This window comes from Xanthomonas arboricola (assembly GCF_002940665.1).
In the GTDB taxonomy this organism is placed as follows: Bacteria; Pseudomonadota; Gammaproteobacteria; order Xanthomonadales; family Xanthomonadaceae; genus Xanthomonas; species Xanthomonas arboricola_B.
Window position 1 is genome coordinate 902,819 of sequence record NZ_MIGY01000003.1, and the last position, 22,327, is coordinate 925,145.

Below are 22,327 nucleotides of genomic sequence, written 5' to 3' on the forward strand. Positions count from 1 at the left end.
GCGGCTCACTGGCGGCTCTCCTGCAGCGGCGCAGGCTGGGCGGGTGCGGGCAATGCAGCCGGTGCGAGTGCGGTGGGAATACCCGCAGACACTTCATCCACCGGGTCCGGCACCAGCGCCGGATCCAGATCGGCAGGCTGCGGCTTGACGACCGGCTGCCCGGTCTTGCCGGCGGCCTGTGCGGCCAGCCACGACTGGATGTCGTCCGGCGGCACGTCCATCAGCCGCAGCGCCCCTTCCATCACTCTGTGGAACACCGGCGCCGACACCAGGCCGCCGTAATACACCTTGCCCTGCGGATCGTTGATCACGATGACGGTGGCAAAGCGTGGACGCGTGGCCGGCACCAGGCCGGCGAACAGCGCGTTGTAATGCCCGCGCTCGTACCCGTTGGCGCCGTTCTTGCGCGCGGTGCCGGTCTTGCCGGCCACGTGATAGCCCAGGATCGCCGCGCCCTTTGCGCCGCCCTGGGTGACCACGGTTTCCATCATGTCGATGACCTGGCGCGCCACCTCGGGGGTGACCACCTGGCGGGTCTCGTTGTGCTGGCCGCGCACGAAGGTCGGCGGCGTCAGCTTGCCGCCATTGCCCAACGTGGCATACGCCTGCGCGATCTGCAGCGGCGTCACCGACAGGCCGTAGCCGTAGGACATCGTGGTCTTGGACGGGCCGCTCCAGCGCGCCGGCTGCAGCACCACGCCGGCCGATTCGCCGGGAAAACCGCTGTGCGGCGCGGCGCCGTAGCCGAAGTTGCGGATCGACTGATAGAAGGTCTGGTCCGGCACCTTGGCGGCGATCTTGGCCGCGCCGATGTTGGAGCTGCGGGTGATCACGCCGGTGACGTTGAGCACGCCGTTGTTGCGCGGCACATCGCGGATGGTGAAGCGCCCCACCGACATGTAGCCGGGGTTGGTGTCGATGACGGTGTCCTTGGTCACCACGCCGGCGGTCAGCGCGGTGGCCACGGTCAGCGGCTTCATCGTCGAGCCCGGCTCGACCAGATCGGTGACCGCACGGTTGCGGCGCGCCGACGGGTTGATGCCGGTGACCGCGTTGGGGTTGTAGGTGGGCAGGTTGACCATCGCCAGCACTTCGCCGGTGGCCACATCCATCACCACCATCGAACCGCCGGCAGCATTGTTTTCGACCAGCGCGTTGCGCAGTTCCTTGTAGGCCAGGAACTGGATGCGGCGGTCGATGCTCAGCGTCAGGTCCTTGCCCGGCTGCGCCGGACGTACCAGATCCACGCTCTCCACGATCGCGCCGCGCGCATCGCGCACCACCTTCTTGGAACCCGGCTTGCCGCGCAGCCATTCGTCGAAGGCCAGCTCCAGGCCTTCCTGACCACGGTCGTCGATGTTGGTGAAGCCCAGCACGTGGGCCATCGCCTCGCCTTGCGGATAGAAGCGGCGGAACTCGCGCTGCGAAAACACACCGGGAATCTTCAGATCGACAATCGCATGTGCCTTGTCCGGATTGATCCGGCGCTGCAGGTACATGAATTCCTTGCCGGCCTTCTGCGCCAGCTTGGCGTTCAACTCGTCCAGCGGCTGGCCGAGCGCCTTGGCCAGCTCGGGAATGCGGTCCGGGTTGCGCAATAGTTCCTGCGGATTGACCCAGATCGATTCCACCGGAGTGGAAACGGCCAGCGGCTCGCCGTTGCGGTCGGTGATCATGCCGCGCGAGGTGGCGATCGGCAGCTCACGCAGATAGCGCGCTTCGCCCTGGCGTTGGTAGAAATCGCGGTTGACCAGCTGCACGAACGCCGCCCGGCCGATCAGCGTCACCGAGCACAGGCCCAGCGCGATGCCGACCAGTGTCAGGCGGCCACGCAGATTGAAGTTGCTGCGCGCGCGGTTGCGGCCGGCTTTCATGGCGCACCTCCGTGTGCGCCACCCTGCGGGCGGCTTCGCCGTGCAAAACGGCTGTCCTGCCGTTTTGTCATGGGCGTACCTGTGTGTGCGCCACCCTGCGGGCGGCTTCGCCGTGCAAAACGGCTGTCCTGCCGTTTTGTCATGGGCGTACCTGTGTGTGCGCCACCCTGCGGGCGGCTTCGCCGTGCAAAACGGCTGTCCTGCCGTTCGGTCATGGGCGCACCACCACGATGTCGTTGGTCTCCGGAAACTTCATCCCGATGCGCGCACGCGCGACCTGATCCACGCGATTGCTTTCCGCCCAGGTAGCCTGCTCCAGCTGCAGCCGGCCGAATTCGATGTTCAATTCATCGCGCGTGTGTTCGAGCTTGGACAACTGCACGAACAGCTTGCGATGCATGTGACGCATGTACACGACCCCGATCGCCGAGGCGATGCTGCAGGCGAGCAGCACGATGAGCAGCAGGCGGCTCATGCGGCGTCTCCGTTCGGAGACGCCGGGAATCGGGAATCGGGAGTCGGGAATCGGAAAGCAGCGGCACTGTTGCCTTTGTCCATTCCCGATTCCCCATTTCCCATTCCCAGCTTTTCGGCCACCCGCAATACCGCGCTGCGGGCGCGCGGGTTGACGCTCAATTCGGCGTCGTCGGCCTTGATGGCGCCGCTGATCAGCTGCAGCGTCGGCACGAACGGCTGTGCTTCGGGCAGGCGGCGGTTGCTTGGCGGGGCCTTGGCGTAGCGGGCCATGAACTGCTTGACGATGCGGTCTTCCAGCGAGTGGAAGCTGATCACCGCCAGGCGGCCGCCGGGCTTGAGCGCGCCCAGGGCGGCATCCAGGCCGGCTTCCAGATCGTCCAGCTCGCGGTTGATGTAGATGCGGATCGCCTGGAAGCTGCGCGTGGCCGGATGGGTCTTGCTGTCGCCGCGCGGCATTACCGAGGCGATCAATTCGGCCAGTTGTGCGGTGCGCAGCAGCGGCTGTTCGGCGCGGCGCGCCACGATGGCGCGCGCGATGCGACGGCTCTGACGCTCTTCGCCATAGGTCCACAGTACGTCGGCGATGTCGCGGTCGCTGGCATGCGCCAGCCACTCGGCCGCGCTCTGGCCGGCGTCCGGGTCCATGCGCATGTCCAGCGGGCCGTCCTTGCCGAAACTGAAACCGCGCCCGGCCACGTCCAGCTGCGGCGAGGACACGCCCAGATCCAGCAGGATGCCGTCGACGGTTGCCGCAGCGACCACCTGGCCGAGGCCGGCAAAGCTGCCGCGATGGATGGACACGCGCGCATCGTCACCGAACGACTGTTCGGCCACGGCGATCGCGTCGGGGTCCTTGTCCATCACCAGCAGTCGACCTCCCGGGCCAAGGTGTTGCAGCACACCACGGGCGTGTCCGCCACGCCCGAACGTGCCATCGAGATAGGTTCCGTTGTCGATCACCTGCAGGCCGTCCAGAACCTGCGTGTACAGCACCGGCACGTGGGCCGCCGGTGGCTGCGACACCGGGTGACCGGGCTGCGCTTCACCGCGCATCCGGGCACCCCGGCTCACAACCTGAGATCGAGCAATTCATCGCCCAGATCCCCGTCAGACAAGGTCTGCTGGATCAATGCGCGATGTGCCTGCTCGCTCCAGAGTTCGAATTTGTCGCCCATGCCCAGCAGCACGGCCTTCTTCTCGATGCCGACCGCATTGCGGTGGCTGGCCGGGATGCTCAGACGGCCATTGGCGTCCAGCTCCAGCATTGCGGAAGAACCCACCAGTTTCTGCTGCAGCGTGCGGACCACGCGCTGGGTATTGGGCTTGGACATCACATCGTCACGCACCCGCTCCCACTCCTTTTCCGCATACAGCCACAGGCATCCGGCTTCGAACGGGTTGTACGTCAGCACCAGGCGATTGCCGCTCGCGCGCGTGACCAGGTCGCGGTACGCGGTCGGCACCGCCATACGCCCCTTGTCGTCCACCGTGATGGCAGTCTCGCCCTGAAACACCGAATACAACCTCGAATACCCGCTGGGGGATCATTGAACCACGAAAAACCACAAAACACCTGGTTTTCCCTCCGTTGCCCACCTTAGCAGCGCGTCAAAGGTTGTCAACAACTTTGAAGGCCATAAATCGCCAGTTGCATCAATGAGTTGCAGCACTCTTTAGAGACTTGTTCAAAGGTTATCCACAAGTTGCTGTTTCATCTCAGATTTTGAGATTGAACAAAAATTCAGGGGCGTGAAGGCGATGTAAACCCGACCGCAGTCTCACTTCACACTGCGCCAGCTGCACATGGGCATTGCGCAAACAGGCGACAATCGGCGCCATGTGCCTGGTCGCTCTTGCCTGGAAAACCCACCCGCGTTGGCGTCTGCTGCTGGCGGGCAACCGCGATGAGTTCCACGACCGGCCGACCGCTGCGCTGGCGCGCTGGCCGGCGCCCGCCAATGGCGTACTGGCGGGCCGCGACCTGCGCTCGGGCGGCAGTTGGGTGGGGTTGGGCAGCGACGGGCGCGCCGCAGTGGTGACCAACGTGCGCGACCCGCTCGCCAGCACGTCCGGGCGCTCGCGCGGACATCTCATTGCCGATTACCTGGCCGGCAGCCTGGACGCGGCCGTTTACGCTGGCGACCTGGCAGCGGCCGCGCACGAATTCCCGCCATTCAATCTATTGCTGTGCGACACCGTGCGCTGCGAACACCTCAGCAATCACCCGCCGTTGGCGCGCACGCTGGCGCCCGGCATCCACGGCATGTCCAACGGCCCGCTGGACGCGCGCTGGCCCAAGACCGCTGCACTGACTGCAGCCCTGCAGGACTGGTGCGCCGCAGGTACCGACGACCTGCAACCGCTGTGGACCGCCCTGGGCAACCCCGCCATCGCGCCTGACGCCGCCCTGCCCCACACTGGCGTAGACCTGCCCACCGAACGCCTGCTCTCGGCCGCCTTCATCAACGGACCCAGCTACGGCACCCGCGCCAGCACCATCGTCGCGGTGGACCATCAAGGCTGCGGCTTCATCCACGAACGCCGCTTCGGTCCCGCCGGGATCTTCCAGGGCGACACACGGCTGGACATCGTCGGGACGCGTCGACAATGACCGCAGCAACCGGCTCACATTGATCGCAGCCAAGGCAAGGCGCCCGGCAAAGCACCCAAGTGCAAGCCCCCTTGAGTCAAGGGGGCGCGGCAACAGCCGCGGGGTTCTGGCATGCCCGGAGCGGGGCCCGCGTTTTGTACTGCCGAAGGCGGTACCAAGCGTGGGCATCTTCGAGAAGGGCGAACGCCCAAACGAAGGTGGCGGAGCCGGCCGGTAAGCCGGGTTCTGTCGTGGACAGTCATTCGTCTAGGCGCTACGTCACCGCAGCGCTCAAGCAACCTACCCGGATCCAGCGCGGGCCACGCCAATGGATCCCTATTTGGTCTTGCTCCAGGTGGGGTTTGCCGTGCCGGTCCGTTACCGGACTCGCGGTGCGCTCTTACCGCACCATTTCACCCTTACCGGCCCCTCGCCACCCCTCTGCGGCCTCCGAACGCACTTGGCGATGCTGATGCATCGCCGACACGTTTCAGTGGCGGCAGAGGGGTGACGAGGGACGTAGGCGGTATCTTTCTGTTGCACTTTCCGTCGGCTTGCGCCGCCCAGGCGTTACCTGGCACCTTGCCCTATGGAGCCCGGACTTTCCTCGGCACTCTTGCGAGTGACGCGACTGTCTGGCCGACTCCGCCGGGGCGCACTATACGCTATCGCCACCGTGCAGAACGGCGTAACGCTGCTAGCCCCGCAATTGCCGGTAGGCCCGCAATTGCCCGTAGGAGCGCACCTGGGCGCGAGAGGCCTTACCGAGAAAAATCCCAGTGCACGTCAACCTGCTCCTGCAACAGCACCTAGCCGCCATACAACGCCTTGCGTGGTGCACCGGTCAGCTCGGCGGCCAGCTTGGCGGCGGTGGACGGCGGCAGGTGTTCGGCCAGCTTGGCGTAGACGCGGCGGCCTTCGGCCAGCTGGCCTTCGGCGGCGTCGGCGGCGCCCTGCACCATCACCACGAACTCGCCCTTGCGCTGGTTGTCGTCGGCTTCGACCCTGGCCTGCAGCTCGGCCAGGGTGCCGTCGAGCACGGTTTCGAACAGCTTGGTCAGCTCGCGGGCGATCACCGCCGGACGCTCGTCGCCGAAGGCGCCGCGCAGGTCGGCCAGCGACTCGACGATGCGGTGCGAGGACTCGTAGAACACCAGGGTGCGGGTTTCGCCGGCCAGGTGCGCCAGGCGCTCGCGGCGGGCGGCGCTCTTGGCCGGCAGAAAGCCCTCGAAGCCGAAGCGGTCGCTGGGCAGGCCGGCCACGCTGAGCGCGGCGATGGCGGCGCAGGCGCCCGGCACCGGGCTGACCCGGATCCCGGCGGCGCGGGCGGCGCGCACCAGCTTGAAGCCGGGGTCGCTGACCAGCGGGGTGCCGGCGTCGCTGACGATGGCTAGCGACTCGCCCTCGCGCAGGCGCGCGACGATGCGCTCAGACATGGCTTCTTCGTTGTGGTCGTGCAGGGCCAGCAGCGGGCGGTCGATGCCGAAATGGCCGAGCAGCTGGCGGGTATGGCGGGTGTCTTCGGCGCAGATCGCGGCCACGCCACGCAGCACCTCCTGCGCACGCGGCGACAGGTCGGCCAGGTTGCCGATCGGCGTGGCGACCACATGCAGGGTTCCAGGGGAGGTCATCGACGGTATTCCGTAGGGCAAAGGGTAGAATCGTAGCGTTTTTAACGGTCCGCCCCGGCGGACCCCGTCCAATGGATCTGAAATGAACAAGCGTGTTGCAAGGATCTCCGCCCTGTCGCTGATGGCGATGCTGGCCGCCGGTTGCGCCACCAGCAGCGTGACCCAGACCGCCTCGCCGACCCAGAGCGCGGCGCTGGCGTTGCTGGACCAAGGCAAGCCGCGCGAGGCGGCCCAGCAACTGGAAGCCGAGGCCGCCGGCGCCAGCGGTGCGCAGCGCAGCCGCCTGCTGGCGGCGTCCGCATTCGGCTGGCACGACGCCGGCGATGACGCACGTGCGCGCACGCTGCTGGCGCAGGTCACCCCGCGTCATCTCAGCGGCGAAGACCGCGCCCGCTTCGAGCTACTGACCGGCGAGCTGGCAGTGATCGACAAGCAGGCCGCGCAAGCGTTGCAGGCGCTGGGCGACAGCCCGCAAGGCCTGCCGCAGCCACTGCAGACCCGCTGGCTGCTGGCACGCGCCGCCGCACTGGAAGGCACCGGCGACCTGTTCGGGGCCGCCGCCGACCGCGCACGCGCCGACGCCAGCCTGACCGGCACCCCGCGCAGCGAGAACCAGCGCGCGATCGTGCGCCTGCTCGCCGCGCTCGACGACGCCACGCTGAAGGGCCGCACCGCGGCGCTGCCGGCCGGCGACCCGCTGTACAACTTCGCCGGCCGCGCCTTGATCAGCCGCGGACTGGCGCTACCGCGCGCGTTCGATCGCGACGCGCAATGGGGCTTTGATACCAGCAAGCGCCCGCCGGCCGAACGCGATGGCTACCGCCCGCCGGTCAAGCTGGGCGTGCTGCTGCCGCTCAGCGGCAGCCTGGCCACCGCCTCGGCACCGGTGCGCGACGGCCTGTTGGCCGGCTACTACGCCGAAACCCGCCGCCGCCCGGAACTGCGCTTCTTCGACACCGCCGGCACCGCCGCCGGCGCCAATGCCGCCTACGACAAAGCGGTGAGCGCCGGGGTCGATTACGTGGTCGGCCCGTTGGGTCGCGACGAGGTCAGCGCCGTGTTCGCACGCGGCCAGCTGGCGGTGCCGGTGCTGGCGCTCAACCGCCCCACCGACAACAAGGCCCCGCCCAGCGGCAGCGCCGGCTTCTCGCTGGCGCCGGAAGACGACGGCATCATGGCTGCCGAATACCTGCTCGCGCGCGAGCGCCGCAACGTGCTGATCGTCGGCACCAGCGACGACAACGGCAAGCGCACCATCAAGGCGTTCCGCGACCGCTTCAGCGAACGCGGCGGCAGCGTGGCCGGCAGCATCAGCGTGGCCGAGGTGCCGGGCGACATCGGTGCACAGCTGCGTAACTACGGTGCTGCCGATGCAGTGTTCCTGGCAGTGCGCGGCAACACCGCGCGCGCGCTGGCACCGCAACTGGCCCTGAGCGGATTCGCCGGCAAGTCGCGCGTGGGCACCTCGCAGCTGGTGGCCGGCACCGGCAAGGTCGAGGACGACCTGGCCCTGGACGGCATCATCTACCCGAGCGAAACCTGGACCGCGCTGGGCGTGTCCGGTCTGCCGGCCTCCACCCAGGTCGCCAGCACGCTACCCAGCGCACGCGGACCGGGCGCGCGCCTGTTCGCGTTCGGCTACGACGCCTGGAAGATCAGCGCGTATCTGGAAAAACTCGCCACCGGCACCGACGGCGGCCTGCGCGGCGCCACCGGCACGCTGCATCTGGATGGCTTCGGCAACGTGCTGCGCACCCCGGCTTGGTCCACGTTCAACGGTGGCCGTCCGGTGCCGATCGCCGACGGCCGTTGACGCCATGCCGGCAACGCGCCAGCAGCGTGGTGCGGCGGTGGAAGCGGCCGCACGCGCGCTGCTGGAGCAGGCCGGGCTGCGGCTGGTGGTGGGCAATGCCAACTACCGCGGCGGCGAACTGGATCTGGTGATGCGCGACGGGCAGGCGCTGGTGTTCGTGGAAGTGCGTTATCGCCGCGACAACCGCTTCGGCGGCGGGGCGGCATCGGTGGATGCGCGCAAGCGCCGCAAACTGGTGCTGGCCGCGCAACTGTTTCTTGCCTATCACCCGGCGCTGGCAACCTTGCCGTGCCGCTTCGATGTGGTGGAAGCCAGCGGCGAGCCGCCGGTGCTGAACTGGATCCGCGACGCCTTCCGCGCGGACGATTGCTGATAACGACCCACGCGCGATGCCCACCATCATCACCCATGCCGCGGTGCCGCTGGCGCTCTGGTGCGCCAGTGAACGCGGCCGCGTATCGCCGCGCCTGCTCGGTGCCGGCATCGTCGCGGCGATGCTGCCGGATGCCGACGTGCTGGCGTTCGCGTTGCATGTTCCGTATGCGGATGCGTTCGGCCATCGCGGTGCCAGCCACTCGTTGCTGTTCGCCGGGCTGAGCGCGCTGCTGGGTGGGGTTGCGCATCGCCTGTTGCGTGCGGACGCGCTGCAGGCAGCCGCATTCCTGTTCGTCTGCACCGCATCGCATCCGCTGCTGGATGCGATGACCTCCGGCGGACTGGGCGTTGCGCTGAGCTGGCCCTGGAGCGAGGCGCGCTGGTTCGCGCCGTGGCGGCCGATCCGCGTGTCGCCCTTGGCCAACGGTTTCTTCAATGCGCGCGGCCTTGCCACGCTGCTCTCCGAGTTGCGTTGGGTCTGGCTACCGCTCACCGTCGCGGTGCTGGGATGGACATGCATCCAGCGCGCGGCACCACAGGATCACCCGTCATGACCGATGTGCTTCCCACTGCCCTGGCCGCGTTGCTGGCCGCGCGGCTTGGCCCCGATGGCTGGTTGACCGGCGGCGACGCGCGGCGCCGCTATGGCGAGGACGATTCGCGCCGCTGGGCATTGCCCGCCGCCGTCGCCTTGCCGGGCGATACCGAGGATGTGGTGGCGATCGTGCAGGCCTGCCGCGCACATGGCGTGCCGATCGTGGCGCGCGGCGCCGGCACCGGCACCACGGGTGCGGCGGTACCGTTTTCCGGCGGCGTGGTGGTGTCGATGGCACGCATGCATCGCATCCTTGCGCTGCGTCCGGCCGATCGCTGCGCCATCGTGCAACCGGGCCTGCTCAACGGCCACTTGCAGCAGGCCTTGCAGCCGCATGGCCTGTTCTGGCCGCCGGATCCGTCCAGCGCGGACATCTGCAGCATCGGCGGCAATCTGGCCACCAATGCCGGCGGCCCGCGCGCGGTGAAATACGGCGCCACCCGCGACAACGTGCTCGGCCTGGTCGCTGTGACCGGCACCGGCGAGGTGATCCGCTGCGGCGGCGCGTATACGAAGAATTCCACCGGCTACGACCTGACGCATCTGCTGGTCGGCAGCGAAGGCACCCTGGCGATCATCGTCGAAGCGACCTTGAAGCTGACGCCGCGCGCGGTCGCGCAAGCCGGCGTGCGCGCGCTGTATCGCGATGCGGCCAGCGCCGCGGCGGCGGTGTCGCGCATCATGGCGCAACCGACCACGCCGACGATGCTGGAATTCATGGATGCCAGTGCGATCGCATTACTGCGCCGCAACGGCAGCGATGTGCCCGAGGCCGGCGCGATGCTGCTGATCGAAGCCGATGGCGATCACGACACCCTGCCCTACGCATTGCAGGCCTTGCACGATGCCGCCGATGGCGAGGGCGTGGTGAGCCTGGACGTGGCCGCCGATGGCAGCGCGCGCGACAGGTTGTGGGCCGCGCGGCGTGCGCTGTCGCCGGCATTGCGCACGATCAAGCCGGGCAAGATCAACGAGGACGTGGTGGTGCCGGTCTCGCGCATCCCCGAACTGGTGGCCGGCGTGGAAGCGCTTGCGGCCGAATTCGCGTTGCCGATCGTGGCCTTCGGCCATGCCGGCAACGGCAACCTGCACGTCAACATCATGTACGACCCTGCCGATGCCGACGAAGACGCGCGCGCACATGCCGCATTGCCGCGTCTGTTCGCACTGGTGCTGTCGCTGGAAGGCACGCTCTCCGGCGAGCATGGCATCGGCGTGGCCAAGCGCGCGTTCATGACGCAGGCTTTCAGCGCACCGACACTGGCCGCAATGCGCGCGATCAAGGCTGCGCTGGATCCGGACGGAATCTTGAATCCTGGCAAGGTGCTGCCGGACGCGTGAGCCACGGCATGCCAGCCCGACCATGTCAGCGCAGACGCTGCGACGGCCGTGCACTCGCGCACGAGCGAATGGCCTGGCGAACTGGCAGCAGACGGGCGTCACCGCCAGGCGCCACGACTAGCCGTTTACGGGCGCCGCGTTGCACAACGCCGGCAGCAGCACGCCATCGATCATGCGCACCAGAAACGCCAAGTCGAACGGCTTGCGCTGGATCAGCGCGCGATATGCAGCCATCGACGGCACCACCTGCGCGGCGCACTCGATATCGGCGTGTGCGGACAGTTCGCCACGCGCGCGCGCGCGCTGCATCAGCACGCGATTGGCCACCACCCACGGCTCGACGATGGCGGTGTTGCCCGCGTCGGCCAACTCCGGGTGCTGCGCCAGCACCGCCGCCAGCCCGGCCATCAGCTGCAGCGTGCGCTGAGCCTCCGTGGTCGAGCGCGGCTTGAACATGGCCAGCAGGTCGCCGCGCAGCGTCCCGGTATCCGGCAGCGCGTCAGGATCGACCTGGCCGCGCTTGGCGTGCGCAACCGCATCCACCACCAGATCGGCCTTGGATTTCCAGCGCCGGTAGACCGTGGCCTTGCCGGCCTTGGCGCGCTGGGCCACCAGATCCATCGTCATGCCCTCGTAGCCGCGCTCGGCCAGCACCTCGATCGCCGCCTCGAGAATGACGGCGTCGCGGGCGGGATCACGCCTGCGGCCGCGCACCGGCGCGGGCGCAGGGGCCTGCAGTTCAGTGTCCGACATCGTTGCCTCTTGAATGAATAAATACGATACCAAATAGTTCCGGAACTTGCAATTCTCGTTTATGCATGCGTTCATACCGTCCATCGCCACCGACCGGACTTACCAATGCGCTACAACAGATTGGGCACGACAGGATTGTTTGTTTCCGAGTTGAGCCTGGGCTCGATGACCTTCGGCATTCCGGAGGCCAAGTATGCGGCCGCCGGTGGCCTGAACCAGGACCAGGTGGACGCGCTGGTGCGTCGGGCATTCGACGCCGGCATCAACCTGATCGATACCGCAAACGTCTATTCCAACGGCCAATCCGAGCAGATGATCGGTCACGCGCTGCAGCGTCACGGTATCGCACGGCACGAGGTTGTCCTGGCAACGAAGGCGGCGCATGCCACCGGCGCCGGGCCGAACGACGCGGGCACCTCGCGCCATCACCTGATGCATCAGGTCAAGCAAAGCCTCAGGCGCCTCGGCACCGATCACATCGACCTGTACCAGTTGCATGGCTGGGACCCGGCCACGCCGATCGAAGAATCCCTGCGTGCGCTCGACGATCTGGTGCGACAGGGGCATGTGCGGTACGTCGGCGTCTCGAACTGGGCGGCCTGGCAGACCGCCAGGGCGGTGGGGGTGTCCGAACGCCTCAACCTGACCCGCCCGCACGCCTATCAAGGGTATTACTCGCTGCCCGGGCGCGATGCCGAGCGCGAACTGCTGCCGATGCTTGCCGCCGAGCAGATGGCGCTACTGGTGTTCAGCCCGCTGGCGGGCGGCTACCTCACCGGCAAGTACCGCCAGGACCGGCAAGAGGGGCGTCGCGCCACCGTCCCCTTCCCGCCGGTGGATGAACCCAGGAGCGAGGGCTTGCTGACGGTGATGGACGACGTGGCCAAGACGCATGGCACCACGCTCGAAGCGGTCGCGCTGGCCTGGCTCCGGCAACAGCCGGCGGTCACCAGCATCGTGCTGGGCGTGACCTCCGTGCAGCAGCTGGACGCCAACCTGCTGGCCAGCGACGTGGTGCTGAGTGCGGACGCATTGACCGCCCTCGACCACGCAAGCGCGCTTGCGCCGGAATATCCCGGCTGGATGATCGCCAACGGCAACGTAGCGCGCGAAGCGCTGATGACCAACGGCACGCTGACCATCTAGAGCATGTCGCGCCACTTGAGCGGCGTACGCTCTCCCTCAGCGGCGCAGGCATTGCACCGCTGACACGCCGCTCAGGGAAACATCCTGTCCACACCGATACCGAGTGACGCGCTTATTCATGCCAGCTACCGGAGCGATCGCAGTGTGTGGCGCAGCTTGGCTCGGCGCATGCACGCCACGCGCACGCAGCTGCAGTGCTGAACATTCGCTGCCAACGTCCCTGCACATCACCCGCCGGGACCTGTGCCGCCCTTCGCCTCCGACCGACGAAACCACCGATGTTCCATCTTCTATTTGCGCTCCCGTCGTTCTACGTCATCGGCAGATTCCTGTGGCCGCTCCCGTGGCCACTGGCGTGGAAACTGGCTGCAGCCGTGGTCGTGCTACTCGCCTCGCAATATCACCTGTATTGCCGGTTTTCTTCCGGCAGCGTGTTTTCGCCGGAGATGCCGCGTAGCCTGGTGATCTTCTTCAACTGGGCATTTTCCGCGATCCTGCTGCTGGCGTTGCTGCAGATCGTGCTCGATCTGGTCGCGCTGGTCGGTTGGCTGCTGCGCCATCCGGTCACGGTACCGGCGGGCCTGCGCTATGCGATCGGCCTTGGCGCATGCATTATGGCGGCGGTGGGCGTGCACCAGGCGATCCGCGTGCCGCCGGTCAAACAGGTCGAGATCCGGATCAGCAACCTGCCGCCGCAGTTCGAGGGCTACACGATCCTGCAGTTGACCGACCTGCATGTCAGCCGGCTGTTCGATGCGTCTTGGGCGCAGGACGTGGTGACACGCAGCAACCGCCTGCAGACCGATCTGATCGTGGTCACCGGCGATGTCATCGACGGCAGCATCGAACACCGGCGCCAGGATGTGGAGCCGCTGCGCGCGCTGCACGCACGCGACGGGGTCTACTTCATTCCCGGTAATCACGAATACTTCTTCGACGCCACTGCGTGGACGCGCTACCTGGCCACGCTGGGCATGACGCCGCTGGAAAACAGCCATACGGCTCTGCGACGCGGCGATGCCGCGCTGGTCATCGCCGGGGTCACCGATCTGTCCGCGCCCGAGGTCGGCCTGCCGCCACCGGACCTGCGTGCCGCCCTGCACGGCGTGCCGCCGCAAACGCCTATCGTGCTGCTGGACCATCAACCCAGGCAGGCGCGTCAGGCAGCGGCGCAAGGCGTGGACGTGCAACTGTCCGGCCACACCCACGGCGGCCTGATCCTGGGCGTGGACCGGTTGTTCGCGCTGGCCAACGCAGGCTTCGTATCGGGGCTGTACGACGTTGCGGGCATGCAGCTGTACGTCAACAACGGCACCGCGCTGTGGCCAGGACTGGCGCTGCGGCTGGGACGCCCATCGGAACTGACACGGATCACGCTTCGCCGCGCGCCGGACCAACGCACCCACGCTGCATCAAGCAAGTAGCAGCGGGTGTGGCTACCGCCTCGATCGGGTTGCATCCGCGCGGCGGCAGATGCAGGCGGTCCACGCACGCATCAGCGCGCGCCGACTCCTGCACGCCAACCGCGCCTGCACTCAGCGCGCCACCCCGATAAAGCGCAAACCCACGCCCGGTTCCGTAACGATGTAATGCGGGTCGGCGGCATCGTCGTGCAGTTTCTGGCGCAGCTTGCCGACCAGGATGCGCAGGTAATGGGTGTCTTCCTCGTGGGTGGGGCCCCACACCTCGCGCAGCAATTGCGGCTGGGTGACCACGCGGCCGGCGTGCTTGAGCAACAGCGCGAGCAAGGCGTATTCCTTGCGGCTCAAGGTCACCGCCTCGCCATCGAGCGTGACCTCGCGCAGGCCCAGGTGGATATGCAGGCGGCCGTCGTCGAACACGCTCTCTTCCACCGTGCTGCCGGCGCCGGCCTGGCGCAGCAGCGCGCGGATGCGCGCCATCAGTTCCTGCACGCCGAACGGCTTGGTGACGTAGTCGTTGGCGCCGGCATCGAGCGCGGCGACCTTTTCGGTTTCGCCGGCGCGCACGGTGAGCATGATCACCGGCACGTTGGACCACTGGCGGATCTCGCCCAGCACCTCGTGGCCGTCGCGATCGGGCAGGCCGATGTCCAGCACCACCAGGTCGGCGCCCTGCCCGGCCAGCGTGGCCAGGCCTTCCTCGGCAGTGCCGGCCTGCAGCACGCGATAGCCCTGCGCACGCAGGCTGATGTCGAGAAAGCGGCGGATCTGCGGCTCGTCGTCGACGATCAGCACGCGGGCAGGCGGGATGGCAGTGGGGTCAGTCGGCATCGGGGCGAGGTGGCGCGGCGGGAACCAGCAGCGGCAGCGTAATGCGGATCGTGGTGCCGTGACCATCGGCGCCGGCCAGTGCCTCCACGCTGCCGCCATGGGCGCCGATCATGCCCTGGCAGATGGTCAGGCCCAGCCCGGTGCCGTGACGGCCGCGGTCGCCACGCTCCACGCTGTAGAACATGTCGAAAATGCGCGCGCGCTCGTCCTCGGGAATGCCGGGGCCCTGGTCGCCGATATCGATCTGCAGGGCGCCGGCCTGCAGCCGCGCCTGCACGGTCACCGCAACTCCTGGTGGCGAAAATTTCGCCGCATTCTCCAGCACGTTGAAGATGGCCTGTTCCACCAGTGCCGGGTGCACCCAGATCGCCGGCAGGTCGGCGGCCAGATCCAGTTGCAGGCGCACCGCCGGCTGGTAGCGCTGCAACCGCCGCGTGGCCGAGCCGATCAACTCGTCCACGCCGATCCAGTCCCGCTTCAAGGTCAGCCCGGTGTGGCCGAGCCGGGTCATGTCGAGCAGGTTCTGGATGTAGCGATCCAGCCGTTCGCCTTCGAGCTGGATGGTGTCGAGCAGGCTGTGGCGGTCCTGTGCGTCCATCGCATCGCCGTAGCTGGCCAGGCTGCTGGCCGAGCCGATCATCGAGGCCAGCGGCGAGCGCAGATCGTGCGAGACCGACGACAGCAAGGCCGAGCGCAGGCGCTCGGTTTCGCCACTGACGCGCGCGCCTTCCAGATCGGCGACCAGGCGCGTGCGCAGCGCTGCCTGGCCGATGTCTTCCACCATCGCTTCGGCCAGCCGACGCTCCTCCAGACCGGGCCGCTGCACGCTCTGGCGAAAGCGCAGCGCCGCCACCCCCAGGCTGCCGCGTTCGTGCCGCACCGGCAGGCACCACCACTGCGCGCCGGCCAGCGTATCGGTGAAGCGGCCGGCCGGCTGAGCGTGGCGCTGGGTCCAGTCCGCCGCGCTGCGATCGAGTGCGCCGAAGCTGGCCGGCGCATCGCTTTCGCGTTGCTCCAGGCGCAACCAGGCCTCGGCATCCAGTGCCGTGGCCAGGGCGCGACGGCCGGCTTCCAGCACCTGCCCCAGATCGGCGGAAGTGCTGAGCTCGCGGGCCAGCGTCTGCAGTGCGTTGGCATGCGCATTGGCGGCGCGCAAGGCCAGCACCTGGCTGCGCAGGCGCGAGGCCAGACGGCCGGCGACCAGCGCGGCGATCAGGAACAGGCACACCGTCACCACGCCCTGACGCGCGCTGATGTGCAGGGTGAAGCGAGGTTCGATGAAGAAGAAGTTGTAGGCGACAAAGCTCAGCAGCGCGGCGATCACCGCGGCGGCCATGCGCGTGCGCGAGGCCACCAGCACCACCGCGACAATGAACACCATCGACAGATCGTCGATGTCGGTCCAGCGCTGGATCACCCACGCCACCGCGACCGCGGCCGCGGCGGCGATCGCCGCGAAGGCCAGGTCGTCGCGCTGCAACCACTGGCGCGGATTGCGCCAACGCTGGCGTGCGCGTGCACGCGCATCGGCGGAGCTGACGATGACCAGTTCGTAATGCGCGCCGCGCTGCAGCAGTTGCTGGGTCAGCGTGCGGTTGAACATGCGCGCCAGCGGGCGTTCGCGCGTGCGCCCCAGCACCAGCGTGGACACGCCGTTTTGCGCAGCGAAATCCAGCAATGCCTCGGCGACGTTGGCGCCGTGCAGCAGCGCGGTATCGCCCCCCAGGCGGCGTGCCAGTGCGAACGCGCGGTCGATCTCCAGCTGCCAGGCGGCGTCGGCCACGGTGCGCGTCTGCACGGTGACCACCGTCCATGGGGCATCGCGTCGTTCGGACAACCGCCGCGCCACCCGCACCAGATAATCCGAGCTGCCACGGCCATCGATGGCCACCACCACGCGGCGACGCAAGGCGGCGGTGCCGGGCAAACCGCGTGCGGCCTGGGTGTCGCGCAGGTCGCTGTCGACGCGGTCGGCCGCGGTCTGCATCGCCAGCTCGCGCAGCGCGGTGAGGTTGGAAGGCGAAAAGAACGCCTGCAAGGCCTGTGTCGCCTGCTCGGGCAGATACACCTTGCCCTGCTGCAGGCGCTCGATCAGCTCGCGCGGCGGCAGGTCCACCAGCACGATGTCGCGCAGACGGTCGAACACCGCATCGGGCACGGTTTCGGACACGCGCACGCCGGTGATGCGCAGCACGATGTCATTGAGGCTTTCCAGGTGCTGGATGTTGACCGTGGTGTAGACATCGATGCCGGCATCGAGCAGTTCCACGATGTCCTGCCAGCGCCGTTCGTGCCGGCTGCCCGGCACGTTGCGATGGGCCAGCTCGTCGATCAGCGCCAGCTTCGGCTTGCGCGCCAGCAACGCGTCCAGGTCGAGTTCTTCCAGCTCCCGGCCCTGGTAGTTGATGCGGGTGCGTGGCAGCAGCGGCAGGCCATCCAGCAGTGCCGCGGTTTCGCTACGGCCATGGGTTTCCACCACCCCTGCCACCACGTCCATGCCCTGGCGCAGGCGCTCGCGCGCCCGCGACAGCATGGCGTAGGTCTTGCCCACCCCGGGCGCTGCGCCCAGAAACACGGTCAGGCGCCCGCCATGTTCGCGCTGCAGTTCGCCGATCAGCGCGTCGGCTTGTTGGGTGCGGGCGTCAATCATGGAGGCCGGGATTGGGGGGGCGGGATTGGGGATTGGTGCAGCCTACCGCGAGCTGACAGCTCTAGTGCTGTTGCTTTGACCCATTCCCGATTCCCGACTCCCCATTCCCCGCGCGATCCAGCGCCAGGTTCAGTGCTAGCACATTCACCCGCGGCTGCCCGAGCAGGCCGAACTGTGGCTGTTCGGTGGCGGCCTGTACCAGCGCGGCCACGCGTTGTTCCGGCCAGCCGCGCGCGGCGGCGACCCGGCGCACCTGGACCTGGGCGCCGGCCGGGCTCAGGTGCGGATCCAGGCCACTGCCGGATTGGGTGATCAGCTCGGCGGGGACCACCTCCGGTGCGATGCCGTCGCGTGCAGCCACCTCGGCGCGCGTGGCGGCGATGCGGCTCTGCAGGTCGGGATTGGAACGCGCCTGGTTGCTGCCGGCCGCCGCGGTCGGGTCGTACTTGGCCGCCGAGGGGCGTGGCTGGAAATAGCGCGCGTCGGCAAATGGCTGCGCCACCAGGGCCGATCCCACCACACGCGCGTCGTCGCGCAGCAACGAGCCGTGCGCCTGCTCGGGGAACAGCGCGCCGGTGATGCCGGTGGCGACCAGCGAATAGCTCAGGCCCAGGCCCAGCAGGATGAACAATGCCAACATCACCGCCCCGCGCAGGGCGCCGTCGTCACGCAACGGCTGCGCCGTGGACGTACCGGTTTTCGAAGAAATCGTCATGACTCAGTTCCCCAAAGTGGCGACAAGCGCCAGGTCGATCAACTTGATCGCGGCAAACGGCAGCAACACGCCACCCACGCCGTACATCAGCATGTTCCGGCGCAGCAGGGCCGTGGCGCTGGACGGGCGAAAGCGCACGCCGCGCAACGCCAGCGGAATCAATGCCGGGATGATCAGCGCATTGAAGATCAATGCCGCCAGCACCGCATGCCGCGGGTTGGACAACTGCATCACGTTGAGCGCGGCCATCGACGGAATCGCCGCGGCAAACAGCGCCGGCAGGATCGCGAAATACTTGGACACATCGTTGGCCAACGAGAACGTGGTCAACGCACCGCGCGTGATCAGCTGCTGCTTGCCCACCTCGACCACCGCCAGCAGTTTGGCCGGATCCGAATCCAGATCGACCATGTTGCCGGCCTCCTTGGCCGCCTGCGTGCCGGAGTTCATCGCCAGGCCCACGTCGGCCTGGGCAAGCGCCGGCGCATCGTTGGTACCGTCGCCGACCATCGCCACCAGCCGCCCGCCGGCCTGCTCGGCGCGGATGCGGGCCAGCTTGTCTTCCGGGCGCGCCTGGGCGATGTAATCGTCCACGCCGGCTTCGGCGGCAATCGCGGCGGCCGTGAGCGGGTTGTCGCCGGTGATCATCACCGTCTTGATGCCCATCGCACGCAGCTGCGCAAACTTTTCCTTGATGCCCTGCTTGACCACATCGCTCAGCTCGACCACGCCCAGCACATGCCGGCCTTCGGCCACCACCAACGGGGTGGCGCCGCCACGCGCGACTTCTTCGATGCGGCCATTCAACTCCGGCGACACCGTGGCGCCCTGCGCCTGCACATAGGCCACGATCGCATCGCCGGCACCCTTGCGGATGCTGCGCCCGGCCAGATCCACGCCGGACATGCGGGTCTGTGCAGTGAAGCCGATGAAATGCGCGCCCTCCGGCTCGACCGCCACCGCGCCCTGCTGGCGTGCCAGCTTGACGATAGATTTGCCTTCCGGCGTCGGGTCGGCCAGCGAGGCCAGCATTGCCGCATCGCGCAGCTGCGCACGGTCGATACCGGCCAGCGGATGGAACGCGGTGGCCTGCCGGTCGCCGTAGGTGATGGTGCCGGTCTTGTCGAGCAACAGCACGTCCACGTCGCCGGCCACTTCCACCGCCTTGCCGGATTTGGCCAGTACATTGGCAGACAGCGCGCGGTTCATGCCGGCAATGCCGATCGCCGGCAAGAGCCCGCCGATGGTGGTCGGGATCAGGCACACCAGCAGCGCGATCAGCAACAGCGGATCCAGCGTGACGCCGACGAAGCCGGCGATCGCCGGCAGCGAGGCCACCACGGTCAGGAAGGTCAGCGTCATCGCCGCCAGCAACAAGGTCAGCGCAATTTCGTTCGGCGTCTTCTGCCGGTTGGCGCCTTCCACCAAGGCGATCATGCGATCCAGGAAACTATGCCCCGGCTCGGCGGTGACCTTGAACACGATCTCATCGGAGAGCACGCGCGTTCCGCCGATCACGCCACTGCGATCGGTGCCGGCCTCGCGCAGTACCGGTGCCGATTCGCCGGTGACCGCCGCTTCGTTGATCGTTGCAACGCCGCGCACGATCTCGCCATCGGCCGGGACGAATTCGCCTTCGGACACCATCACGTAGTCGCCCGGGCGCAGCTCCGCCGCCGGCACGCGGGTCTCGCGGCCGCCAAGTGCGGTTTCCACACGGCGGGCGACCAGATCCTTGCGCGCACGGCGCAGCGATGCGGCCTGCCCACGCCCGCGCGCTTCGGCGATGGCCTCGGCGAAATTGCCGAACAGCACGGTGACGAACAGGATCGCCGTCACCGCCCAGCCGAACCCGGCATTGCCATACCCGCTGGCGGTGATCACCGCCGCCAGCAGCGTGCCACCCATCACCACCGCCATCACCGGGCTGCGCAGCAGGTGCCGCGGCGCCAACTTGAGGAAGGTCGCGCGCATCGCCGCCACCAGCACGGCGGCGTCGAACAACGCCGCGTCACCGCGCGCGCGTTTTTCAGTCGTATCGATCGTAGACATTGCTCAAACTCTCAGGACGCCGCCAGGGCGAGGTGTTCAGCGATAGGACCCAGCACCAGTGCCGGCATGAACTGCAGCACAGTGAGCACCAGCACGATCGCCATCAGGGTCAGCGCGAAGGTTGGCGTTTCGACCTGCAGGCTGCCGGCCGATTCCGGCGCGCGCCGCTTTACCGCCATGCGCGCAGCCACCATCAGCGGCAGGATCAGCGCGGGATAGCGGCCCAGTGCCAGCACCGCCGAGCAACTCAGGTTCCACCAGTACGTCGCATCGCCCAGGCCTTCGAAACCCGACCCGTTGTTGGCAAAGGCCGAGGTGTACTCGTAGAACACCTGGCTGATGCCATGGAAGCCGGGGTTGGAATTGGCGGTAAATGCCGGCACCGCCAGCGCCACTGCGGTGAAGCCCAGCACCACCAATGGCTGCAGCAGGATCAGCAGCGCAAGCAACTGCACCTCGCGCGCTTCGATCTTGCGGCCGAACAACTCCGGCGTGCGCCCGGTCATCAAACCGGCCAGGAACACGCTCAGCAGCAGATACACCACGAACTGCTGCAGGCCGCAGCCGATGCCGCCCCAGATCGCGTTGATCAGCATGTCCACCAGCGTGACCAGGCCGCTCAACGGCGCCAGCGAATCGTGCATCGCATTGACCGAGCCGTTGGAGGTCTGCGTGGTCAAGGCCGCCCACAACGCAGACGCATCCGCGCCGACACGCACCTCCTTGCCTTCCATCAAGGCAGCCGAGCTGGCGCTGGCCGAATGCGCTTCGGACCACAGCAGCAGCGCGGTGGATGCGACCGACATCGTCAGCATGGTGCCGAATACCAGCGCGGTGAGACGCTTGCGCCCGGTCAGATAGCCGACCATGAACACCACGCTCATCGGCAACAGCACCAGCGCCAAGGTCTCCAGCAGGTTGCTCAGCGGCGTGGGATTTTCCAGCGCCACCGAACTGTTGGGGCCGTACCAGCCGCCACCGTTGGTGCCGAGCTGCTTGACCGCGACCATCGCTGCCACCGGTCCGACCGGAATGGTCTGCTTGGGCATGCCGGCGCTGCTGTCCAGCGGTGCGGCGGTGGCCGCACCCTGCAAAGTGGAGGGCACGCCCTGCCAGCCGAGCAGCACGGCCCACAGCAGGCATAGCGGCAGCAACACACGCACGCTGGCGCGGATCACATCCGCCCAGTAATTGCCGACGTCTGCCTCCGGCAATGCCTCCAATCCGGCAGCCGACTGCTGCCGCCCCAGGCGCGGCATGACCTCCGGCTCCTCCAGCCCAGCCACCCGTGGCTTGGCGCTGGCCGTCGCATTGGATGCCGGCAAGGCGTCGGACACAGTTGCAACGGCTCGCCCACCGAACAATGCGCGCAAGGTCGCCACCGCCAATGCCAGACCCATCATCGGCGTCACCACCTGCAGGCCGACGATGCCGGTCATCTGCGCCAGGTACGACAACTGCGCCTGGCCCGAGTAGTGCTGCTGATTGGTGTTGGTGACGAACGACACCATGGTGTGTAGCGCGGTGTCCCAGCGCATGTTCGGAATGGCGTCCGGGTTGAACGGCAGCCACCCCTGGGTCATGAACACTGCCCAGGTCAGCAGGCCGACAACCAGGTTGCTGAGCAGGAATGCCACCGCATACCCACGCCACGACATCCCCTGCTGCGGGCGGGTGCCGAGCAACGCATACAACGGCCGTTCGATCCAGCCGAACAGCACGTCGCCACGCATCGGGGCGCCGCGCATCACCGCTGCCAGATAGCGGCCCAGGGGCCAGGCCAGCACGATGGCCAGCGCGTAGACAAGGAGAGTTTCAATCATTGGAGCGCACTCGCATCAGAAGTCTTCGGGGCGCAGGACCACGTACAGCAGGTACGCGGCGGCAACGAGTACGGCCACGCCGCACAACAGGGACAACCAGGCAGGCATGTCGGCTACTCCCCGAGACGCGCGCAACGCGGCGCGATGGATGCGAGATGCGACGGCGCATGCAGCGTCTGCAGGCCGACAAGGCAAAGCGCTGCCGCACCGCGCGCGCAGCGGCGATGGAGCAGACAGGTC

The 22,327-nt window shown here is 67.9% G+C and carries 19 protein-coding genes and 1 other RNA gene; 7 read left to right on the forward strand and 13 right to left on the reverse strand.

The genetic code is table 11. The features are described 5' to 3' along the window. Positions 1-5: 5 nt before the first annotated feature. The 4 genes from XarjCFBP7645_RS17665 to mraZ form a co-directional block, all read right to left on the reverse strand. Positions 6-1,874 (reverse strand): peptidoglycan D,D-transpeptidase FtsI family protein, encoded by a 1,869-nt coding sequence (locus XarjCFBP7645_RS17665; RefSeq protein WP_024939428.1) that lies wholly within the window; start codon positions 1,872-1,874, stop codon positions 6-8. 211 nt (positions 1,875-2,085) lie between these two features. Next, complete coding sequence (ftsL, locus tag XarjCFBP7645_RS17670) at positions 2,086-2,349, reverse strand: cell division protein FtsL (RefSeq protein WP_005991913.1); 264 nt, start codon at positions 2,347-2,349, stop codon at positions 2,086-2,088. After that, positions 2,346-3,404, reverse strand: a complete 1,059-nt coding sequence (gene rsmH / locus XarjCFBP7645_RS17675) for a 16S rRNA (cytosine(1402)-N(4))-methyltransferase RsmH (RefSeq protein ID WP_166775443.1) — start codon at positions 3,402-3,404, stop codon at positions 2,346-2,348. The genes ftsL and rsmH overlap by 4 nt, the downstream gene beginning before the upstream one ends. Before the next feature lie 14 nt (positions 3,405-3,418). After that, positions 3,419-3,874 carry a division/cell wall cluster transcriptional repressor MraZ gene (mraZ, locus tag XarjCFBP7645_RS17680; protein ID WP_104538522.1) on the reverse strand — a complete coding sequence of 152 codons (456 nt, stop codon included), beginning with the start codon at positions 3,872-3,874 and terminating at the stop codon, positions 3,419-3,421. A 314-nt stretch (positions 3,875-4,188) separates the two neighbouring features. Between mraZ and XarjCFBP7645_RS17685 the strand changes: the two genes are divergently transcribed. Beyond that, positions 4,189-4,962, forward strand: coding sequence for an NRDE family protein (locus XarjCFBP7645_RS17685; protein WP_104538523.1), 774 nt, complete (start codon positions 4,189-4,191; stop codon positions 4,960-4,962). A 198-nt stretch (positions 4,963-5,160) separates the two neighbouring features. Here the strand turns inward: XarjCFBP7645_RS17685 and rnpB are convergent. Beyond that, an RNA gene (gene rnpB / locus XarjCFBP7645_RS17690) (RNase P RNA component class A) lies at positions 5,161-5,588 on the reverse strand. A gap of 162 nt (positions 5,589-5,750) precedes the next feature. Beyond that, positions 5,751-6,572, reverse strand: a complete 822-nt coding sequence (gene rsmI, locus XarjCFBP7645_RS17695) for a 16S rRNA (cytidine(1402)-2'-O)-methyltransferase (protein ID WP_039523544.1) — start codon at positions 6,570-6,572, stop codon at positions 5,751-5,753. Positions 6,573-6,654: 82 nt separating this feature from the next. Between rsmI and XarjCFBP7645_RS17700 the strand changes: the two genes are divergently transcribed. From XarjCFBP7645_RS17700 to XarjCFBP7645_RS17715, 4 genes are read left to right on the forward strand one after another with little or no spacing between them, the layout of a single operon-like run. After that, positions 6,655-8,385 carry a penicillin-binding protein activator gene (locus XarjCFBP7645_RS17700; RefSeq protein ID WP_104538524.1) on the forward strand — a complete coding sequence of 577 codons (1,731 nt, stop codon included), beginning with the start codon at positions 6,655-6,657 and terminating at the stop codon, positions 8,383-8,385. Between the two features lie 4 nt (positions 8,386-8,389). After that, on the forward strand, positions 8,390-8,758 hold the full coding sequence (locus XarjCFBP7645_RS17705) for a YraN family protein (protein WP_104538525.1): 369 nt from the start codon (positions 8,390-8,392) through the stop codon (positions 8,756-8,758). Positions 8,759-8,774: 16 nt separating this feature from the next. Beyond that, on the forward strand, positions 8,775-9,314 hold the full coding sequence (locus XarjCFBP7645_RS17710) for a metal-dependent hydrolase (RefSeq protein ID WP_104538526.1): 540 nt from the start codon (positions 8,775-8,777) through the stop codon (positions 9,312-9,314). After that, positions 9,311-10,696 carry an FAD-binding oxidoreductase gene (locus XarjCFBP7645_RS17715; protein WP_104538527.1) on the forward strand — a complete coding sequence of 462 codons (1,386 nt, stop codon included), beginning with the start codon at positions 9,311-9,313 and terminating at the stop codon, positions 10,694-10,696. The genes XarjCFBP7645_RS17710 and XarjCFBP7645_RS17715 overlap by 4 nt, the downstream gene beginning before the upstream one ends. Before the next feature lie 117 nt (positions 10,697-10,813). Here the strand turns inward: XarjCFBP7645_RS17715 and XarjCFBP7645_RS17720 are convergent, their stop codons facing one another. Next, positions 10,814-11,449, reverse strand: a complete 636-nt coding sequence (locus XarjCFBP7645_RS17720; RefSeq protein WP_104538528.1) for a TetR/AcrR family transcriptional regulator — start codon at positions 11,447-11,449, stop codon at positions 10,814-10,816. Between the two features lie 105 nt (positions 11,450-11,554). Between XarjCFBP7645_RS17720 and XarjCFBP7645_RS17725 the strand changes: the two genes are divergently transcribed. Together XarjCFBP7645_RS17725 and XarjCFBP7645_RS17730 are read left to right on the forward strand one after the other, a co-directional pair. Continuing rightward, positions 11,555-12,595: an aldo/keto reductase gene (locus XarjCFBP7645_RS17725; protein ID WP_104538529.1), complete on the forward strand. Its 1,041-nt coding sequence runs from the start codon at positions 11,555-11,557 to the stop codon at positions 12,593-12,595. Positions 12,596-12,873: 278 nt separating this feature from the next. Then, positions 12,874-14,019: a metallophosphoesterase gene (locus XarjCFBP7645_RS17730; RefSeq protein WP_104538530.1), complete on the forward strand. Its 1,146-nt coding sequence runs from the start codon at positions 12,874-12,876 to the stop codon at positions 14,017-14,019. Positions 14,020-14,130: 111 nt separating this feature from the next. On the opposite strand, the gene XarjCFBP7645_RS17735 is transcribed toward XarjCFBP7645_RS17730, so the two are convergent. The 6 genes from XarjCFBP7645_RS17735 to XarjCFBP7645_RS17760 form a co-directional block, all read right to left on the reverse strand. Next, entirely contained in the window at positions 14,131-14,847 is a 717-nt protein-coding gene (locus tag XarjCFBP7645_RS17735) for a response regulator (RefSeq protein WP_104538531.1), read from the reverse strand. Further along, positions 14,837-17,497 (reverse strand): sensor histidine kinase, encoded by a 2,661-nt coding sequence (locus tag XarjCFBP7645_RS17740; protein ID WP_104538532.1) that lies wholly within the window; start codon positions 17,495-17,497, stop codon positions 14,837-14,839. The genes XarjCFBP7645_RS17735 and XarjCFBP7645_RS17740 overlap by 11 nt, the downstream gene beginning before the upstream one ends. A gap of 61 nt (positions 17,498-17,558) precedes the next feature. Beyond that, positions 17,559-18,212, reverse strand: coding sequence for a potassium-transporting ATPase subunit KdpC (gene kdpC, locus XarjCFBP7645_RS17745; RefSeq protein WP_104538533.1), 654 nt, complete (start codon positions 18,210-18,212; stop codon positions 17,559-17,561). A gap of 3 nt (positions 18,213-18,215) precedes the next feature. Beyond that, positions 18,216-20,264: a potassium-transporting ATPase subunit KdpB gene (gene kdpB, locus XarjCFBP7645_RS17750; RefSeq protein ID WP_104538534.1), complete on the reverse strand. Its 2,049-nt coding sequence runs from the start codon at positions 20,262-20,264 to the stop codon at positions 18,216-18,218. Positions 20,265-20,275: 11 nt separating this feature from the next. Continuing rightward, positions 20,276-22,087, reverse strand: coding sequence for a potassium-transporting ATPase subunit KdpA (kdpA, locus tag XarjCFBP7645_RS17755; RefSeq protein ID WP_104538535.1), 1,812 nt, complete (start codon positions 22,085-22,087; stop codon positions 20,276-20,278). 15 nt (positions 22,088-22,102) lie between these two features. Beyond that, positions 22,103-22,195 carry a potassium-transporting ATPase subunit F gene (locus XarjCFBP7645_RS17760; RefSeq protein ID WP_006452907.1) on the reverse strand — a complete coding sequence of 31 codons (93 nt, stop codon included), beginning with the start codon at positions 22,193-22,195 and terminating at the stop codon, positions 22,103-22,105. Positions 22,196-22,327 lie beyond the last annotated feature (132 nt).

Coding starts and splice junctions, on each gene's coding strand:
- XarjCFBP7645_RS17720 (WP_104538528.1), bottom strand. CDS start 11,449: ATGTCGGACACTGAACTGCAGGCCCCTGCGCCCGCGCCGGTGCGCGGC.
- rsmI (WP_039523544.1), bottom strand. CDS start 6,572: ATGACCTCCCCTGGAACCCTGCATGTGGTCGCCACGCCGATCGGCAAC.
- kdpA (WP_104538535.1), bottom strand. CDS start 22,087: ATGATTGAAACTCTCCTTGTCTACGCGCTGGCCATCGTGCTGGCCTGG.
- XarjCFBP7645_RS17725 (WP_104538529.1), top strand. CDS start 11,555: ATGCGCTACAACAGATTGGGCACGACAGGATTGTTTGTTTCCGAGTTG.
- XarjCFBP7645_RS17705 (WP_104538525.1), top strand. CDS start 8,390: ATGCCGGCAACGCGCCAGCAGCGTGGTGCGGCGGTGGAAGCGGCCGCA.
- ftsL (WP_005991913.1), bottom strand. CDS start 2,349: ATGAGCCGCCTGCTGCTCATCGTGCTGCTCGCCTGCAGCATCGCCTCG.
- XarjCFBP7645_RS17735 (WP_104538531.1), bottom strand. CDS start 14,847: ATGCCGACTGACCCCACTGCCATCCCGCCTGCCCGCGTGCTGATCGTC.
- XarjCFBP7645_RS17710 (WP_104538526.1), top strand. CDS start 8,775: ATGCCCACCATCATCACCCATGCCGCGGTGCCGCTGGCGCTCTGGTGC.
- XarjCFBP7645_RS17760 (WP_006452907.1), bottom strand. CDS start 22,195: ATGCCTGCCTGGTTGTCCCTGTTGTGCGGCGTGGCCGTACTCGTTGCC.
- XarjCFBP7645_RS17685 (WP_104538523.1), top strand. CDS start 4,189: ATGTGCCTGGTCGCTCTTGCCTGGAAAACCCACCCGCGTTGGCGTCTG.
- XarjCFBP7645_RS17715 (WP_104538527.1), top strand. CDS start 9,311: ATGACCGATGTGCTTCCCACTGCCCTGGCCGCGTTGCTGGCCGCGCGG.
- XarjCFBP7645_RS17740 (WP_104538532.1), bottom strand. CDS start 17,497: ATGATTGACGCCCGCACCCAACAAGCCGACGCGCTGATCGGCGAACTG.
- kdpB (WP_104538534.1), bottom strand. CDS start 20,264: ATGTCTACGATCGATACGACTGAAAAACGCGCGCGCGGTGACGCGGCG.
- kdpC (WP_104538533.1), bottom strand. CDS start 18,212: ATGACGATTTCTTCGAAAACCGGTACGTCCACGGCGCAGCCGTTGCGT.
- XarjCFBP7645_RS17700 (WP_104538524.1), top strand. CDS start 6,655: ATGAACAAGCGTGTTGCAAGGATCTCCGCCCTGTCGCTGATGGCGATG.
- XarjCFBP7645_RS17730 (WP_104538530.1), top strand. CDS start 12,874: ATGTTCCATCTTCTATTTGCGCTCCCGTCGTTCTACGTCATCGGCAGA.
- XarjCFBP7645_RS17665 (WP_024939428.1), bottom strand. CDS start 1,874: ATGAAAGCCGGCCGCAACCGCGCGCGCAGCAACTTCAATCTGCGTGGC.
- rsmH (WP_166775443.1), bottom strand. CDS start 3,404: ATGCGCGGTGAAGCGCAGCCCGGTCACCCGGTGTCGCAGCCACCGGCG.